This is a genomic window from Collinsella sp. AM33-4BH, assembly GCF_003469205.1.
Lineage (GTDB): Bacteria > Actinomycetota > Coriobacteriia > Coriobacteriales > Coriobacteriaceae > Collinsella.
On sequence record NZ_QSIN01000009.1, the window covers coordinates 16,724 to 33,070 of the forward strand.

Sequence of the window (16,347 nt, forward strand, 5' to 3'; positions counted from 1 at the left end):
GCTTAAACCTTTCTATTGCATCGGGTCGGACAGGACCCGTTCGATCTCTGATGCGGGAAGTGCGCCTTGGCGCAGGATCTGGAGCTCGCCGTGCTGAAACGACACGATGGTCGAGGCGTCGCGACACGGGGTCTCACCGGCGTCGACGGCAACATCGACCCCCTCCAGGATGCGACCCTCCACCGTGATAAAACTTGCCGGCGCGGGCGCGCCATGCGTGTTGGCGCTGGTGCAGGCAAGGGGGCTGCCACAGGCGCGAATGAGCGCCTGCACCACGGGCGAGGCCGAAGCGCGAAGTGCCACCGTGTCGTCGGCAGCGCGCATAAAGGTCGGCACGCAGGGAGCTGCCTTGACCACGATAGTCAGGGCTCCCGGCCAGCATCGTCGCGCGAGTATGCGGGCATCTTCCGGGATATCCACGCCATAGCGGTCGAGTGCTTCGACGCCATCGACCAGCCAAGCGACGGTTTGCGTGAGTTCACGTTGCTTGAGAGTGAAGATACGGCGATAGCCGGTGCCGAGCGCAGGAACTGCGGCGCCATTGACGGCAGCCTGCGGATCGCGCGGCCACGATGGGAATTCGCTTGTATCTTGGGGCACGGCGTCCGAGAAGGCGTTGACTGCCACGGCGACACCGTAGACGGTCTCGGTCGGGATCAAAGCCAGGCCGCCGCGGCCGAGCACCTCGGCCGTGCGCTCGACGGCAAGCCGATGCGGCTCGCGCGTTCCCTCGTATACCCGATAGACCGTCTGCATGTGTATGCCAGCCCCTTACGCTCTGGTGCAAGTTTGTTTACTGTGGGGCATTCTCGCACGAAACGTTCAACCTATTTGCCCAGAGCGCATGTTGGTTTGGTGAGCGGCTCTAGTAGTCGGTGAAAGTGAGGGGGTTATTGGACTGCGACGAACTTCTTTGGCCTGCCGGCGTGACGTTCTTGGGCGGCGTAACGCTCGATGCTGTCTATCGTTATCATCCGACGGCCGTCGACGAGTTCAACATCGAGCTTTCCGGCTTTGACCAGCGCGGTAATCCGCGGAGCGGAGACTTTGAGGTCCAGCGCTGCGTCTTTAAATGTTCGGCACGCCGCTTCCCGAGCGTCCTCGTGGTCGATTTCGACTGAAAGGGCCACGACCTCGGCCGAGCGTTCGTACCCTGCCGGAGTCAAACCGTTGTTGAGGTCGTCGGCCAAAAACGCCATCAGTGCCTCGGTGGCATGGGCAATCGCTTCTTCGCGCGTATCGCCATCGGCAAAGGCGCCGGGAATCTGCGGGAAGCTAGCGCAGTAACCATCGTCTTCTTTTATGAGAACGCAGTCATAGGTAAATCGCTGCCTCATTTTGCCTCCAACTACCATCCAGCTTGGCGACGAATACTTGCCCACGTGCCCTTCTTTGGTCGATCACCACCAGAGCCGTTCACGGTGACAACGCGGTCACCAGAAACATACTTAGCATGACTACCGACTTGCGCGACCTTCACGAATCCATCGTGCTTGAGTAGGGCAATGATTTCCCGAAAGGTAGGAGGTTGCATGGGCCGACCTCTTTCAGCCGTCCTAATTATAAACTACTTTATAATTTTTGCTAACCAGTTAATAAATATTACTGGCGTTGCTTGGGCTCGGTGACGATGGCTCGGACAATGCGGGGGCGATCGGTGAGGTCGTGGACGATACGCACGTCCGAAAGGCCTGCTTGACGACAGAGCTCGGCCGCGGCGTCGAGCGCGCCCTCGTAGAGCTCGCAGGCAAACAGGCCGCCGGCACGCAGCATGTAGGGCGCCGCGTTGAGCAGGCGGCGGAAGATATCGAGACCGTCGGCACCGCCCTCGAGCGCCAGATCGGGCTCAAAGTCCTTGACCTCATGCGGCAGCGAGCGCATGACGTCGGTCGGGATGTAAGGTGGGTTGGAGACGAGCACATCAAAGGTGCCCCACTCTTCGCGGGGAATGGAACTCACCAGGTTTGTGAGGCTGAAGGCGACCTCGTCGGACGTGAGGCCAAGCGCATCACGGTTTTTGGTGGCCAGATCGATGGCGCGCGGCTCGATATCGGTAGCAGTGCAGGTAACGTGGCCGCGGCGCTCCCAGGCAAGGGAGAGCGAAATGCAGCCCGTGCCGCAGCCGACCTCGAGAACGCGGGCAGTGCGGGGCTCGGCTGGGGCAGGCGCAGCGGCATCCTGAGCTGAAACCGTCTCCTGGTCGGCACCCTCGATGGCGATGCCGCATTCGTCGAGCTCGGGCTCGGCGGCTTCCGCGGCTTCGGCTTCTGCTGCTTGCGCGGCGGCTTCCTCGGCCTCGCGATCGGCCAGTTCCTCGGCATAGGCACGGCTGCCCAGTACGTCGCCGCCTAGCGCCGCCTCATCGGCAGCCGTCAGGTTAGCGGCACGGCGCTCGGCAGTCGCCCGTTCGTCTGCCAGCGCGGCCTCGGCCTTGCGTGCCTCCTCGACCTCATCGTTCCAAGGCAGCTCAACACGCTGACGGGCAGCAGCCTCGGGGCTCAGCACCTCGGCATCCAGATAATTGAGGACTTCCTCGACGAGCATCTCGGTTTCGGGGCGCGGAATGAGCACACCGGGAGCGCACGCGACGTCAATCATGCGAAACTGCGTGCTGCCGGTAATGTACTGTAGCGGCTCGCCTTTGGCGCGACGAACGACGGCCGCATGCATGGTCTCGAGCTGGGCCGCGTTAAGCGTCTCGTCCATACGCATATATAGGTCAATGCGCGCCAGGCCCGTGGCGGCGCACAGCAGCCACTCGGCAGAAAGACGGGGGTGCTCCTCGCCGCGCTCGGCCAGGTACTCCTTGGTCCACTCGAGACAACGCTTGATGGTCCAAATCTCGTTTGCCATGGGGTCCTCCCCTCTTATGCGCCGGGCGGCGCGCGAATGTCGGAGCAGATTGTACGCGAGGGCGACGCACGACAAGGGACGATTGAAGGCGATTATCGAGAATCAGCCCAGAATTTTGCACCGAGCTCGCTCAAAGTGTTCATTCGCTGACGTCTAAATTTGAATTCGTCAAGCTTTTGGCAAGGTTGCCCCAAAACTGACCAATATCTAACCAAGAACTTGCCAAATCACTTGACGCGCGACCCATCAAAAATCGCCCCGCGACTTCTTGGACAATTTTTCGAGCAATATTTTCGATAGCAGATATATGCCGTCAATTACCTTAAGCAGGTAAGCAGCTCAAATGCCATAACAGCCGACTGAATAACATCTCAAAGCAATGTCCCCAATGACTCCCTACGGATCATTTGACAACCAAGGAAACGCCGATGTTTTGGCAATGCCAGCGAGCGACGTCCAGAGCGAACAAGTTGGCATGAAAAAGGCAAGGCATAGACCTTCTGGTCATGCCTTGCCTTTTGAATGACAAATTGTCGCTCTGGACGGCGCGCAGCGTCGGCTGGTCCGCCGTTCGGTAGAACGGCGGAACTTAGACTGCCTGTGCCAGCTTCTCGGCTCGCTCGGCGGCGGCGAGCGCCTCGATGACGGTGCCGAGCTGGTCGCCCAGGAGGACGCCGTTGTAGGTGGAGTTGAAGCCGATGCGGTGATCGGTCACGCGGTCCTGGGGCTGGTTGTAGGTACGGATCTTCTCGGAACGGTTGCCGTGGCCGATCTGGCTCTGGCGCTCGGCACCGAGCTCCGCCTGCTGCTTCTCGAGCTCCATCTCGTACAGACGGGCGCGCAGCATCTGCATGCAGACTTCGCGGTTCTGGATCTGGGAGCGCTGTTCCTGCGACTGCACCACGGTGTTGGTGGGCAGGTGGGTGATGCGCACGGCGGAATAAGTGGTGTTAACGCACTGACCGCCAGGACCGGAGGCGCAGTAGGTGTCGATACGCAGGTCGGACTGGTTGATCTGGACGTCGATCTCCTCGGCCTCGGGAAGTACGGCGACGGTCGCCGTGGAGGTCTGGATACGGCCCTGGGACTCGGTCTTGGGAACGCGCTGGACGCGGTGCACGCCGGACTCGAACTTCATGACGGAGTAGACGCGGTCGCCCTCGACCTTGAACTCGATGGACTTAAAGCCGCCGGCCTCGCTGGGGCTGGAGTCGAGCACGGTGGTCTTCCAGCCGCGCGACTCGCAGAAGCGCTGATACATCTTGTACAGATCGCCGGCAAAGATGGCCGCCTCGTCGCCACCAGCGGCGGAGCGAATCTCGACGATGGTGTTCTTGTCGTCGTTGGGGTCGCTCGGGATGAGCATGTACTTAATGTCTTCCTCGAGCTGGGGAAGCTTGGCCTCGTTTTCGGAGATGTCCATCTGGAGCATCTCCTTCTCATCGGCATCGGTAGTATCGTGGAGCATTTCCTTGGCGGCCTCGATGTCATCGAGCGCGCCGATGTACTCGCGCGAGGCAGCGATGAGGTCGGACTGGTGCGCGTACTCCTTGTTGAGACGCGTGAACTCCTTGATATCGGAGGCGACGGCCGGGTCGGAAAGCTTTTTCTCGAGCTCCTCGTAGGCCTTGATGATCTTTTCGAGCTTGTCGCGCATGACGGGACTCCTTTATATGCGTGAAGGTGAAAATCGGCAGAATTGATGGGGCGCACGGCGCCATTGCGGGGGTAAGTCCAGCTAGAGCATGTCGATCTTCAGATACATGCGCATCCCTTCGCGTACGGGGTACATAGTTGCGGTCTAACCCATACATGATAGCGTGCGCAGGCAAACCTGCATATAACCCGCACGGAATCCGACAAAGGGAGAGTCCCTTTGTCGGATTCTAGAGCGTATGGAGCAGGGCGATGAGGAAGCGTACGCCCTGGAGGTAGGCGCGGCGGGTGATGCGCTCGTTGGTGCCGTGGACGCCGCGGTCGCACTCGTCATCGTCGACCACAAACGCCGAAAAACGAATGCATTCGGAGCAAATGTGCTGGTAGTTGGCAGCGTCGGTCGCGCCGATCACGGTCGAGGGAACAATCGCCAACGGCTCGGATGATCCGTTTTCCTCCGTCCCCTTTGGATCGCGGAAATAGCGGGCGGCGATGGAGCGAACCGCCTCGAGGCCGGGACCACCGATGCGCGGGGACGGCGAGGGCTCGGAGCTGCCGGGGCCCAGCTCCACTTCGACACGACCGGCAAGGTCCGCCCCGGCAACCGCCTCACGGCAGCGCGCCACAACGTCGGCCACGCTCGTGCCCTCGAGCATGCGGAAGTTAATGTTGGCCCACATATCCTGCGGCATTACGTTGGCGCCGGCGCTGCCTCCCTCGATCTGCGTGGGCGCGCAGGTGGTCGTCACCAGCGGATAGAGCTTTTTGCTGGCGAGGCACTCGCGCACGATGGCATCCCCGTTGGCGGCAATCTCATCCGCCGTGTAGAGCCCCAGCTCGACAAGCTGCGCGGCAAGCAGATCGGTCACGCGCGTCGGCCACTCGATATCGCAGATTGCGGTGATGGCACGGCTCAACACCTCGAGCGACGTGCCGCCGTAGGGGTTGGAAGAATGCCCACCCGCGTTCTTTGTCTTGAGCACAATGTCGGCATAACCCTTCTCAGCCAGGTCGGCGTGCATGAGCCAACCCTCGCCCGCGTTGTACTCGGCAGCCGAAACAATACGGTAGTCACCCTCGTCGATCAGATATTCAAGTTCAACACCGCGCTCCTCGAGCACGCGGCCGATAGCTCCAGCGCCGTACTGCGTGGTTTCCTCGTCCTGGCCAAAGGCGAGCAACAGCGAACGCTTGTGCTCCCAGCCGTGCGCCAACGCATACTCAACCGCCTCGAGAATGCCTGCGACCTGATCCTTCATGTCGATAGCGCCGCGACCCCAAATGTAGGTGTCGTCCACCTGTCCGCTAAAGGGGGCGTGCGTCCAGTCGGCCTCGGTACCCGGCACCACGGGGACCACGTCCATGTGGCCCATGAGCATGACGGGTTTGAGGGCGGAGTCGGAACCGCTAAGCGTCACCAACAGCGAGTGGTCGATAAGCTCGACCTCGCCCGCCGCAAACACGCGCGGCCAGGCCTGCTGCATATAGGCGCGCAGGTCGTCGAAGGGCTGCCAGTCCACCGCCTCGGCATCCATGCTCGAGATGGTCGGAAACGACAGCACGCGGCCCAAGCGCTCGCACGCGCCGGCCTCGTCCATATCGGCAAAATCGTCCTCATGCGCAAAGAAGCGCCAAACCTCGGCCATGACATCCTTTCGATTGTGACGACAAAGGCCGCCCCACGGGAGCGGCCCTGCAACGCAGGCGTTTGCGCCGGTTATTTGTCCTCGAGATAGCGAGAGAGGAACTCGCGAGTGCGCTGATGTTTGGGGTTGCCAAAGAGCTCGGCCGGCGCGGCGTCCTCGAGCACCACGCCCTTGTCCATAAAGACCACGCGGTCGGACACCGTGCGGGCAAAGGCCATCTCGTGCGTGACGACAACCATGGTCATGCCGTCGGCCGCGAGCTTGCGCATGACCTCGAGCACCTCGCCCACGATCTCGGGGTCGAGTGCCGAAGTCGGCTCGTCGAACAGCATGATCTGCGGATTCATGCACAGGGCGCGCGCGATGGCCACGCGCTGCTTTTGGCCACCGGACAGGCGACCCACGGCGGCGTGCGCGAACTTTTCGAGCCCCACACTCGTCAGATGCTCCATTGCGACCTTCTCGGCCTCGGCCTTGCTCATCTTTTTGAGCGTGACGGGCGCAAGCGTGCAGTTGTCGAGCACATCCATGTTGTTGAACAGGTTAAAGCCCTGGAACACCATGCCGATGTCCTCACGCAGCTTGTTAATGTTGCAGCGCTCGGCCGTAAGGTCCTGGCCGTGGAACCAGATGTGGCCCGCGTCCGGGGTCTCGAGCAGGTTGAGGCAGCGCAGGAAGGTCGACTTGCCCGAGCCCGAGGCGCCGATGATGGTGACGACCTCGCCGGGATTGACGGACAAGTCGATACCTTTGAGCACCTCGAGCGAGCCGAAGCTCTTGCGCAGGCCCTCGACGCGGATGAGTGACTCTTTAGTTTGTGCGGCGGCCGCGGTGCCGGTAGTGGCGGTATCTGCCATGATGATTCTCCTCGTCTTAAGCCTAGTTAGAGCTGGGCAGCGTGGCAGGAGCCTCGGCGCCGAGCTTTTTGCCAAAGGCCTCGAGCAGGCGGCTCGCCACGAGCGTCAGGATCAGGTAGACCACGAGCGCCACGCAGTAGACCTCCATCTGGCGGTAGTACACGCCGGCGACGGTGGTGGTGGCATACATGAGGTCGAACACGCCGATGACCGAGAGCACCGACGAATCCTTGATGTTAATGATGAGCTCGTTGGTGAGCGCCGGAATCGCGTTTTTAATGCCCTGGGGGAACACGACCTTGCGCATAGCCTGCCACTGCGAAAGCCCCAGCGAGCGCGCTGCCTCGGCCTGGCCGGGATCGATGGACTCGATGCCGCCGCGCAGGACCTCCATCATGTAGGCGGTGGAGTTGAGCGAGATGGTGACGAGGCCGGCGGTGAAGGTACTCCAAATCTGGTTGGCCTGGGCAGTCTCGAAGCCCATGCCGCGCAAAACGGTGAAGCCCGCGTAATAGATGAGCAGGCCCTGGACCATCATGGGCGTGCCGCGCACGATGGTGGAGTAGACGGTCGCAAAGCCGCGGCCGATGCTCTTAAAGAAGCGCACCAGGTCGTTGTCTACGCGGTCGAAGGTCTGAATACGCAGGAACACAAAGAGCAGCGCCAGGAAGAATGCGATGACGGTGCCGAAGGTGGCAAGCGCGATGGTGATCTCGATGCCACGGATGAAGAAGTCGCCGCTCTTGTAGGTCATGTAGACCAAGCTCGACAAAAAGTCGCTGGGGTTGGAATCCGAGACAATGCTCACCTGCACCAGATCGATAAACGACATGACGCAGCGGTCGACAAAGAAGATCGCCGCAATGACGACCACGACATAGCTGCCCAGGCGCGCGCCGCGACGGAAACGCTCGGATGCAAACGGTGACTTTTCGCGATAGTCGCTCCAGTGCATAACCTTGGTGACGAGCGCTGCCGCCGACACGACGATCCAGGCCCAAAGAATCGCCCAAAGGCAATCCTGGAAGATGCCGGTGGGCGCCAAAAAGCTCAGCGGCGTGGGGTTGCGCTGGCTAAATGCCAAGCCGAGCGCCGCGATAACGCTCGTGCCCAGGTACACATAACGGTGGTCGGCCTTGATAAAGGAGGCCAGACGATTGATGCCTTTCATGCTGCCTCCCTATGCCGGCTGACGGTCGAGGCACGCGTCCCACATTTGGTCGCGCTCCTCTTGGCTAATGCCCTTGAGTGTCTTGTCGATGAGCTTAAGCAGTTTGTCCGAGCCCTTGCGGCAACCGACATTTGCCGTGACCTCCTGCTTAAAGCCCTCGCCCTCGGCAAAGTGGATGGGGACGATACCGGGATTTTGGGCCATATAGCCCTTTTCGTTCTCCGTGTTGTAGGTCACGGCGTCGCACGTGCCCTGCAGCAGATTCGAGAACACCGTGGGGACCGAATCGACCGGGTTCTTGTGCACAACGCCCGGAATCTCGTCGATGACGGTATCGAGCATGGTGTCCTTTTGGCCGAGCACCGTGGCACCGCTGAAGTCGCTGAGCTTGGTGGCGTTTTGGTAGGGCGAGCCCTCTTTTACGAACAGGCCAAAGTAGCCAATGAAGTACGGGTCGGAAAAGCCGACGGACTCCTCGCGCTCGGGCGTGGCGCTCATGCCGGCGATGATGAGGTCAATCTGGCCGTTGTTGAGCGAGTCGATAAGGCCCGAGAAGCTCTGCTTGACGGCAACGGGCTCGCCGCCGAGAGCCTTGCAGACGATCTTGGCGATCTGCACGTCGTAGCCATCGGCATAGGCGCCCTGCACGTTGTCGATGGGGATCGTGAACTCGCTGGCCTCGGAAACCTGCCAGTTGTACGGGGCGTAGGCCGCCTCCATGCCGATGCGGATCTTATCCTTGCCGATAACGGAATCGGACAGGTCATCGCGACCGCCGCCCGTCGTGGGCTGAACTACTTCCAGCGTGGAGGGACGCTGGCAGCCGGCAAGTGCGCCGGCGACGACAGAAGCGCTCGCAGCGAGAGCGCTACCCAAAAAGATGCGACGGCTGCATACCGGCTGTGGATGCGCGTCGCGCTGTTGTCGAGATTGCATCTGGTGCCTTCCCAATTTCGTTTTGCTGACAATAAGACAGGATATACGCCCGCAACCAGCAGCGCGGCATGTGCGCGAAAAATTAATAGACACACGAGGACGATTGGCGCAAAGCAGCCTGCCCCATGTACCACTTGGCATGAAAAAGGCAAGGCATAGACCTTCTGGTCATGCCTTGCCTTTTGAATGACAAATTGTCGCTCTGGGTGGCGCGCAGCGTCGACCGGTCCGCCGTTCGTTAGAACGGCGGAACCTCTAGAGCAGGGTAACGCTAAAGGAGCGCTCGTCGGTGGCGCCGGGGGCCAAGACGATGGTGTTGACCTTGTGCTCAAAGACGTCGTCCTCGGTGTCCATGGTGGTGTGACCGGTCCAAGGCTCGAGCGCCACAAACGGAGCGTCGTTGGCGGCAGACCACACGCCAATGTACTTAAAGCCCTCAAAGTCGATCTTGACGCCGTGGCCCGACTTGCGGCCGCGCAGCGTGAGCGTGGAGCCCGGAGTATCGGTGAACATGATGGCATCGTTATCGAAGCTGCGGTGTGTGATGGGCAGCACGTCCGAGTTATCGGGCGCCTTGTAGCTACCCTCGAACGTCATGAGGCCATCGGGCGTGATGACGGGGGCCTCGTTAGTCCAAGCCTCGGTAAACGCCAGCTCGTAATCCTCGAATGCCTCGTCCTCGGCACCGGGGGCGGGCACGTTGAATGCGGGGTGGCCGCCCACCGAGAACGGCAGGTCCACGTCGCCGGTGTTGGTGACGGCAAAGGTCTGCGTGAGGGTGGCGTCGCCGGTCAGGGCATAGGTCATGTTGAGCTTAAAGTGGAACGGGAACGCCTTGAGAGACTCGGGCGTGTCGGTGAGCTCGTAGGTAACGGACGAACCGTCCTCCGACACCCCGACGATCTTGTGCTCGACAATGCGCGCGATGCCGTGGCGCGCCATCTCGCAGGTGCCGGCGGCAGACGTCGCCGTGTTGTTGCGCAGCGATCCCACGATGGGGAACAGGATAGGCGCGTGCTTGCCCCAAAAGGCCGGGTCGCCCTGCCACAGATACTCGTTGCCGTTGAGGGCAAGGCTCGTGAGCTGGGCACCCATGGAATCGATGGCCGCGGTGAGGCCGCCGCGCTTGATGGTAGTGACGGTAGACATGCTACTTCCTCCAAAAGTAAACAACAGTGTCGAGGGCTATTGTCCCACTCTTAGCGACAGGTCGCGACGGCAGGCGCAGTTATTGGGCAATCGCGTAAAGGTCGAACCCGCCCTGCGGCGTGCTGTCGACCGTATCGGGCGCCTGCGAGTTAAAGCTCACGGGAACCATGCGCTTTGAGGCGCGGAAGCGCGTGCCGTCGGTGGCGACGGGCGCCTCATCGACGGTGAGCTCGTAGTCGCCGGGCTTGAGCTCGATGCCGTCACCTTCGGAATTAACGTATTGATACTCGTCGATCGCTTGCCCCTTGAGCGTGCGGCCCACAATATGGACGAGCATCTGGCTGTCGCCGCGCGCGGTGTCCCACGTCGCGCCGTCCTTGACCTCGACCGACACATGTACCGAGCGCGTGCGGCCGAGCGATTGCTCGACAGACATCTCGACCTTGGCGGCGTCTTTTCGCTGTTGTTCAACATGGCTCCAGACATTTCCGATCGCCGAGCAAGCGATGACGCCGGCCATGAAGGCGATGAGGATGGGGCCGAGCGGTGAGCGGCGGGCCGCGTCTTCCTCGCGAGCCAGGTTGGGGCGTCGCGTGGGGGCGGGCGCCTGGGCACCCTGCGCGGGCACGTCGAGTATGCTGAAGGATGCCGTGCTGCCGGGGTCGATGGTGTGGCGCGGCTGCGGGGTCTTGGCCGGCGAGATGGACATGTCGGCTGGCTCACCCAGCGTGGCCGTGGCATCGGCCTTTGCCTCGTCGGCCTCGGCCTGGGCCCAAGCCTGTTCAAAGGTTAGGGGTTCGGCGGCATCGGAGGCGGCTTCAGGCTCGACACCGGCATCATTGCCGGACTCGTCCTCGTCGCTCGACACGTCACACGGCGCGGGCTCGTCCCACTCTTCGTCCGGAGCCTCGCCCTCGCTATACCACCATTCAAAGTTATCGATATCCATACGGGGCGCCCCTTAAGCCTCGCAAATAAACACTTGCTAGCCTTATACCCCCAGATGGCACGCCCGCTCGCCGGCACAGATAGGAAAACCATCACAACATTCGACGCTTTTCCTCGTTTTCGAGATTTTCATCGAATGTTGTGACGGTTTGGGCGGCAGCCACGCCGCGAATGTGACAAAGGAACTGTACCTTTGTCACATTCTGTTAGAGTTGCAGGGATTGAATCCCGCTTATTCATGCGACATTGGAGTTACAACCTTGACCGCCGCAACCACGCCTAAAAGTAAGTCAACCGCCGCCGCGCTCTCCCCCGCGCGCACCAAGCTCTGCCTGGCGCTGCTCGTGCTGTTGGGATTCTCGCTCGGCTGCTCCGAGTTCGTGGTCATCGGCATCGAAAGCGACCTGGCGACGGAGCTCGGCATCTCGCTTGCCACAGCGGGCCAGCTCATCAGCGTGTTCGCACTCGTCTACGCCATCGCTACGCCGGTGCTTGCGCTCAGCACGGGACGCTTCCGCCGCTACCGGCTGCTCGTGTGCTACAGCATCGTCTTTGTGCTCGGCAACCTGGTCATGGCGTTGGCGCCCAACTTCCAGGTACTGTTTATCTCGCGCATTGTCCTGGGCTCTGTCTCGGGCGCACTGCTCGCCGTGGGCGTGACGTACATCCCCGAGCTGCTGTCCCCGCAGCAAACCTCGCTTGCCATCTCGGTGGTATATGGTGCGTTTTCCGTGGCAATGGTCTTTGTCACTTCGATCGGCAAGTTCCTGGCCGACACGCTCGACTGGCACGTGGCCATGTACGGCACGCCGACCTTTGCCGTTCTGATCTGCGGAGCGCTCGTGGCGTTTATGCCGCGCGCTGGGCAAACCGACGAGCCTGCCACCTTTCGCGAGCAGGCGGGTCTGCTGCGCGAGCCGAGTATCATCACCGGCATGCTCATCTTTTTGTTTGGCGTGGGCTCGGTCTACGTATTCTACGGCTACGTGACACCTTATCTTGAGCAGGTGCTGGGAATGGGCACTGTTCAGGCGAGTACCACGCTTATGGCCTACGGCGTGTTTTGCCTGACCTCAAACATCTTGGGCGGATGGATCGATGCGCGTTTTGGCATGAAGGCACTGCTTGTGACGTTTGTACTGCAGGCTGCGGCGTTACTCGGGCTGTTTGCCGTGGGCGGCACCATGCCGCTCGCGCTGGTCTTTGTCTTTAGCTTGGCGTTGCTCATGTACCTGTTCTCGGTGTCGTGCATCACGCACTTTATGGACGTGGCACGCAGCCGCCATCCCAAGTCGATGGTACTTGCAAGTTCGGTTGAGCCCATGGCGTTTAACGTCGGTATCTCGTTTGGCACTGCAGTGGGCGGCGCCGTGGTAAGCGGAGTTGGCATTGCCTGCGTGGGCGCCGTGGGCGCCGCGTTCTCGCTTGTGGCCTGGGCGCTTACGCTGGTGACGATTAAGCTCGCCCGTTGGGAGCGCAAGCGGACGAGGGCGTAGGCGTAGATGAGATACTCGAGCTCGATGGTGGTGATCGAAAGGAAACCGCATATGCAACGTGTACTGTTTATCTGCTATGGAAATATCTGTCGCTCGACGATGGCTGAGTCGGTGTTTACCGAGCTGGTGCGGCGCGCCGGGCGCGCGGGCGAGTTTGTCATTGATTCCGCTGCGACCTCGACCGAGGAGATTGGCAACCCGCCACATCACGGTACCGTTGCCAAGCTACGCGAGGTCGGGATTCCCGTCGTCGCACATCGCGCACGTCAGGTGCGTCGCGCGGAGTATGGCGACTGGGATCACATTGTCTATATGGATGCTGAGAACGCGCGCGGCCTGCGTCGCCTCTTTGGCGACGACCCCGACGGCAAGATTACGCGCCTGCTCGATTGGACCGATCGTTCCGGCGACGTGGCCGATCCCTGGTACACCGGCAACTTCGATGCCACCTACCGCGACGTACTCGACGGTTGCACTGCTATGCTCGAGCAGCTGTAGGTTCGCGGGCGCGTGAACCGCGCCCTCGGCATAAATCGAGCGTGGATTTTCTCCCACTTTGAGCGTTCAAGTGCGCCCTAAACGGGAGAAAATCCATGCTCATGAATGTGACAAAGGGACTGCCCCTTTGTCACATCCGGGACTGACCCTAGACCGGCTTGACCTCCAACTTTATCCCCTCGGCACAGGAGTCGCCCAAAACATCCGAAAGGGCCCAGGTCGCATATAGCGGCAAATAGAGAACCGCTCCGTTGCGCTCAACGTTGCCTCTCGAGAAAACAATCCCGAGCCTTACGCCATATTCAGCCGTATCAAGCACATGACCGAGCGCAGCGTGCGCGTGGTAATAGGAGCCCGATTTAACCTTGATCGGAACAGCCGTCCCATCCGGTCCATCGACCACAAAGTCCACTTCACCGCGCTTTTTTGTCTGATAGTAGTAAAGCTGGCGATTTTGGGCAGCCAGCTGCTGGGCCACCACGTTTTCGTAAATGCCGCCCAGATTGGGCTCCTTGCTATCAAGATACGCCGCTTGGGCGACTCCAACGGGGTAGCGCGCCATCAACATGCCCGTATCCGATTGATATAGCTTGAACTGCGATGGCCGCGCCGTCTTGAGCAGGGGCGATTTTGGCTCGGTTACGATATCGGCTTTGAGAGCAACGCCGGCATCGACAAGCCATACAAAATCTCGCTGATACTTCTCGTAGTGAGCCTTGGGGTCAATGGAATTGAGCACGAAGCGCTTGTTTTCGCCCTCGAGCATAATAGGGAGCTGATCGTAGATGCTCTGCACCTGAAGGGCTCGCCCGCTTGCATACTTGGAGATATCCCGCCGGTACTGTTCGTTGAGCTCTGACTGTAGCTGACGAACAGAGGCAAGGTCGCCCCGCATGTCAAGGAAGCGCTGCACGACCTCTGGCATTCCGCCGACAACGGTATAGGTCCTGAAGTTTGCCATCATCGCATCATGAATGTAATCAGGAATGGGCTTCTCGTTGATGCACGCGTCGCGTATCGTTTGGCGAGCCCCCTCGCTCACCTCGATTGCCCAGCAAAACTCCTCAAAATCGAGCGGGAACATCCTAAGCTCGTGAACATACCCCACGGGATAGGACCTGACGCCCTTGAGCTGAGTCCCGAGCATTGACCCCGAAAACGCCCAGCGGCACCGCCCATCCTCAACAAGGAACTTTGCCATTGTCATGATGTCGGGGGCCTCTTGGACCTCATCGATAAATACGAGCGTTTTGCCCGGTGCAATCGACTTTCCCGAGAGAAGCGTCACCCTGCTGATGAAATCATCGGCATCCCGCGCCTCGAGAAGAGCGTCTTTTGCCTGGCGATTTTCCATGAGGTTAAGCTCGATATAGTTTGCGTGGCTGGCTTTGCCAAATGCACGAATCGAATAGCTTTTGCCGATCTGGCGAGAACCCGTGATGAATAAGGCCTTTTGCTCGGCAGACTTCAGCCAACGCTCCAGCTCGGCCGCTATTTTCCTACGCAGCATAGGCTCTCCCCTCAGTGCCATCAAATAAAATGCAAAGATTTATATGCTTGATTATCGATGAAATGCAGAGTTTTTAGAGCACAAAATCGGATGAAATGCAGAGATTTGAGATTTAGAACATGAAGAGGCGCATCCACCGCCGAGTGTGACACAGGGACTGTCCCTTTGTCACATTCGGCTACTCGTCGACGATCTCGGCAAGCCAGACGTTCAGCGTATCGACCTCGGGGCAGCAGAACTTTGCCGTACCAGGCTCGTTGCCAGGCACTGTTCCGCCGTAGCGCAGGATATCGATATAGGGAAAGCCCACGTGACAGGCCATGGAGCACATCTTGCCGCGGTCTTGGTCGAAGTCAAAAACGTCGCCCGGCCTGTGACCATGGTGGCAGCGGCACGCACCCAGCTGGTCCACGCAGCTCACGCGGATACGCGGACGCTTGCCACGCGGTGCGCCGAGCGGTCTGTTCTCGCCCGCAGGCTTGACGCCGCCCTCGTCAGCATTACTCATGGTCAATCACGTCCAGGCATGCCTCGATGGGAAGGCCGGCCGACTTGTCCTCTTGGTCGGCATTGCGCTCGATAAGCTCAGCCACCACACGCATGGCATCGGACGTCGCGCGCTGCAGACTCCAACCTGCCATAACGCGGCCTACGAGCACCGCCGAGAACGTGTCGCCCGTGCCCGGGAAATAGGTCGGAATGAGCTCAAAGGGAATCGTAAAGTAGTCCCCCGCCACATGGTCGTAACCGATAACCGCGTTCGTGCCATTGACTACGGCGCTCGTAATGACCACCGACTTGGCACCCAGCTCACGCACGGCGTCCACAAGGGCGCGGGCCTCATCGGGCGTGATCTGTTCTGCAATAGGCGTATCGGTGAGCAGACAGGCCTCGGTGTAGTTGGGCACCGCGTAGTCTGCGCACTCCAGCAGGTGCCGCATAAGGCCAATCGTGGACTCGGGCACACCGGCATAGAGCTTGCCGTTGTCGCCCATGATGGGGTCGACGAACACCTTGGTGCCCTTTTGCGCGCGGCGGTGGCAAAAGTCCGAGATGATGCGCGTCTCTTCCTCGGTCACGATAAAGCCGGTAGAGATGGCGTCGAACTCAAAGCCGAGATCCTCCCAGATAGCGAGACTCTGGCGAACGTACTCCGTGGTGTCGTGAATGTAGAACTTGGGATAGTTGAGCGTATCGGAAACGAGGGCCGTCGGCAGGTTGTGGATGCGATAGCCCATGTGCGACAGCACCGGCAGCATGGCGGAGAGCGCGACCTTGCCGTAGCCGCACATATCGTTGATCAGCAGCAGCTGAGTGTTCTTCATGAGGGTCTCCCTTGTTTCGGGTGCGGCGCGGCAGCGCCACAGTGCGACTAAGTGTAGCGCAGCGCAATCTAAGTCTTATCCTCGGATGTAAGACCAAGTTTGGACGCTATTTTGTTCTTAGATTTTTTCTGACGCCTCTAATTCCAGAAGCTTGGCCTTAGAAGTCTTTTCGCATGGGGCAAAGCCGCCTGTCCCCCCGCACCAAAACTAAATCAATTCGGTACCTTGACAATCAGTTAGGTACCTCTAGAATCACTTAGGTACAGAACAATCCCTCTGTTTAACTAAAGAAAGGAGCATTG

General features: G+C 60.3%; 16 protein-coding genes. 2 read left to right on the top strand and 14 right to left on the bottom strand.

Annotation, left to right across the window (positions count from 1 at the left end; genetic code table 11):
• Positions 1-12 precede the first annotated feature (12 nt).
• From DW821_RS07625 to DW821_RS07675, 11 genes are all read right to left on the bottom strand, one after another.
• Positions 13-756, bottom strand: coding sequence for an L-threonylcarbamoyladenylate synthase (locus DW821_RS07625; protein WP_089573104.1), 744 nt, complete (start codon positions 754-756; stop codon positions 13-15).
• A gap of 134 nt (positions 757-890) precedes the next feature.
• On the bottom strand, positions 891-1,382 hold the full coding sequence (locus tag DW821_RS07630) for a type II toxin-antitoxin system HicB family antitoxin (RefSeq protein WP_128620077.1): 492 nt from the start codon (positions 1,380-1,382) through the stop codon (positions 891-893).
• Entirely contained in the window at positions 1,349-1,534 is a 186-nt protein-coding gene (locus DW821_RS10445; protein WP_089573106.1) for a type II toxin-antitoxin system HicA family toxin, read from the bottom strand. The genes DW821_RS07630 and DW821_RS10445 overlap by 34 nt, the downstream gene beginning before the upstream one ends.
• Positions 1,535-1,602: 68 nt before the next feature.
• Positions 1,603-2,853, bottom strand: coding sequence for a HemK/PrmC family methyltransferase (locus DW821_RS07640; RefSeq protein ID WP_118066318.1), 1,251 nt, complete (start codon positions 2,851-2,853; stop codon positions 1,603-1,605).
• 589 nt (positions 2,854-3,442) lie between these two features.
• Complete coding sequence (gene prfA / locus DW821_RS07645) at positions 3,443-4,510, bottom strand: peptide chain release factor 1 (RefSeq protein ID WP_055252487.1); 1,068 nt, start codon at positions 4,508-4,510, stop codon at positions 3,443-3,445.
• Positions 4,511-4,739: 229 nt separating this feature from the next.
• Positions 4,740-6,155 carry a M20/M25/M40 family metallo-hydrolase gene (locus DW821_RS07650; protein WP_118066320.1) on the bottom strand — a complete coding sequence of 472 codons (1,416 nt, stop codon included), beginning with the start codon at positions 6,153-6,155 and terminating at the stop codon, positions 4,740-4,742.
• Between the two features lie 71 nt (positions 6,156-6,226).
• On the bottom strand, positions 6,227-7,012 hold the full coding sequence (locus DW821_RS07655; protein ID WP_117640970.1) for an amino acid ABC transporter ATP-binding protein: 786 nt from the start codon (positions 7,010-7,012) through the stop codon (positions 6,227-6,229).
• Positions 7,013-7,034: 22 nt separating this feature from the next.
• Positions 7,035-8,183 (bottom strand): amino acid ABC transporter permease, encoded by a 1,149-nt coding sequence (locus DW821_RS07660; protein ID WP_117640969.1) that lies wholly within the window; start codon positions 8,181-8,183, stop codon positions 7,035-7,037.
• 9 nt (positions 8,184-8,192) lie between these two features.
• Positions 8,193-9,119 (bottom strand): transporter substrate-binding domain-containing protein, encoded by a 927-nt coding sequence (locus DW821_RS07665; RefSeq protein ID WP_117806678.1) that lies wholly within the window; start codon positions 9,117-9,119, stop codon positions 8,193-8,195.
• Positions 9,120-9,374: 255 nt separating this feature from the next.
• Complete coding sequence (locus DW821_RS07670; protein WP_118066322.1) at positions 9,375-10,268, bottom strand: aldose 1-epimerase family protein; 894 nt, start codon at positions 10,266-10,268, stop codon at positions 9,375-9,377.
• 79 nt (positions 10,269-10,347) lie between these two features.
• Entirely contained in the window at positions 10,348-11,217 is an 870-nt protein-coding gene (locus DW821_RS07675) for a hypothetical protein (protein ID WP_118066324.1), read from the bottom strand.
• 259 nt (positions 11,218-11,476) lie between these two features.
• Here DW821_RS07675 and DW821_RS07680 point away from each other — a divergent pair, with 259 nt between their 5' ends.
• On the top strand, positions 11,477-12,712 hold the full coding sequence (locus DW821_RS07680) for an MFS transporter (RefSeq protein WP_233553025.1): 1,236 nt from the start codon (positions 11,477-11,479) through the stop codon (positions 12,710-12,712).
• 51 nt (positions 12,713-12,763) lie between these two features.
• Positions 12,764-13,210, top strand: coding sequence for a low molecular weight protein-tyrosine-phosphatase (locus DW821_RS07685; protein ID WP_199584314.1), 447 nt, complete (start codon positions 12,764-12,766; stop codon positions 13,208-13,210).
• A 148-nt stretch (positions 13,211-13,358) separates the two neighbouring features.
• Here the strand turns inward: DW821_RS07685 and DW821_RS07690 are convergent, their stop codons facing one another.
• The 3 genes from DW821_RS07690 to DW821_RS07700 all read right to left on the bottom strand — a co-directional run bounded on the left by DW821_RS07690 (position 13,359) and on the right by DW821_RS07700 (position 16,045).
• Entirely contained in the window at positions 13,359-14,720 is a 1,362-nt protein-coding gene (locus tag DW821_RS07690; RefSeq protein WP_118066327.1) for an ATP-binding protein, read from the bottom strand.
• A gap of 178 nt (positions 14,721-14,898) precedes the next feature.
• Positions 14,899-15,228: a TIGR04076 family protein gene (locus DW821_RS07695; RefSeq protein ID WP_199584316.1), complete on the bottom strand. Its 330-nt coding sequence runs from the start codon at positions 15,226-15,228 to the stop codon at positions 14,899-14,901.
• Entirely contained in the window at positions 15,221-16,045 is an 825-nt protein-coding gene (locus DW821_RS07700; protein ID WP_118066329.1) for a PfkB family carbohydrate kinase, read from the bottom strand. The genes DW821_RS07695 and DW821_RS07700 overlap by 8 nt, the downstream gene beginning before the upstream one ends.
• Positions 16,046-16,347: the final 302 nt, after the last annotated feature.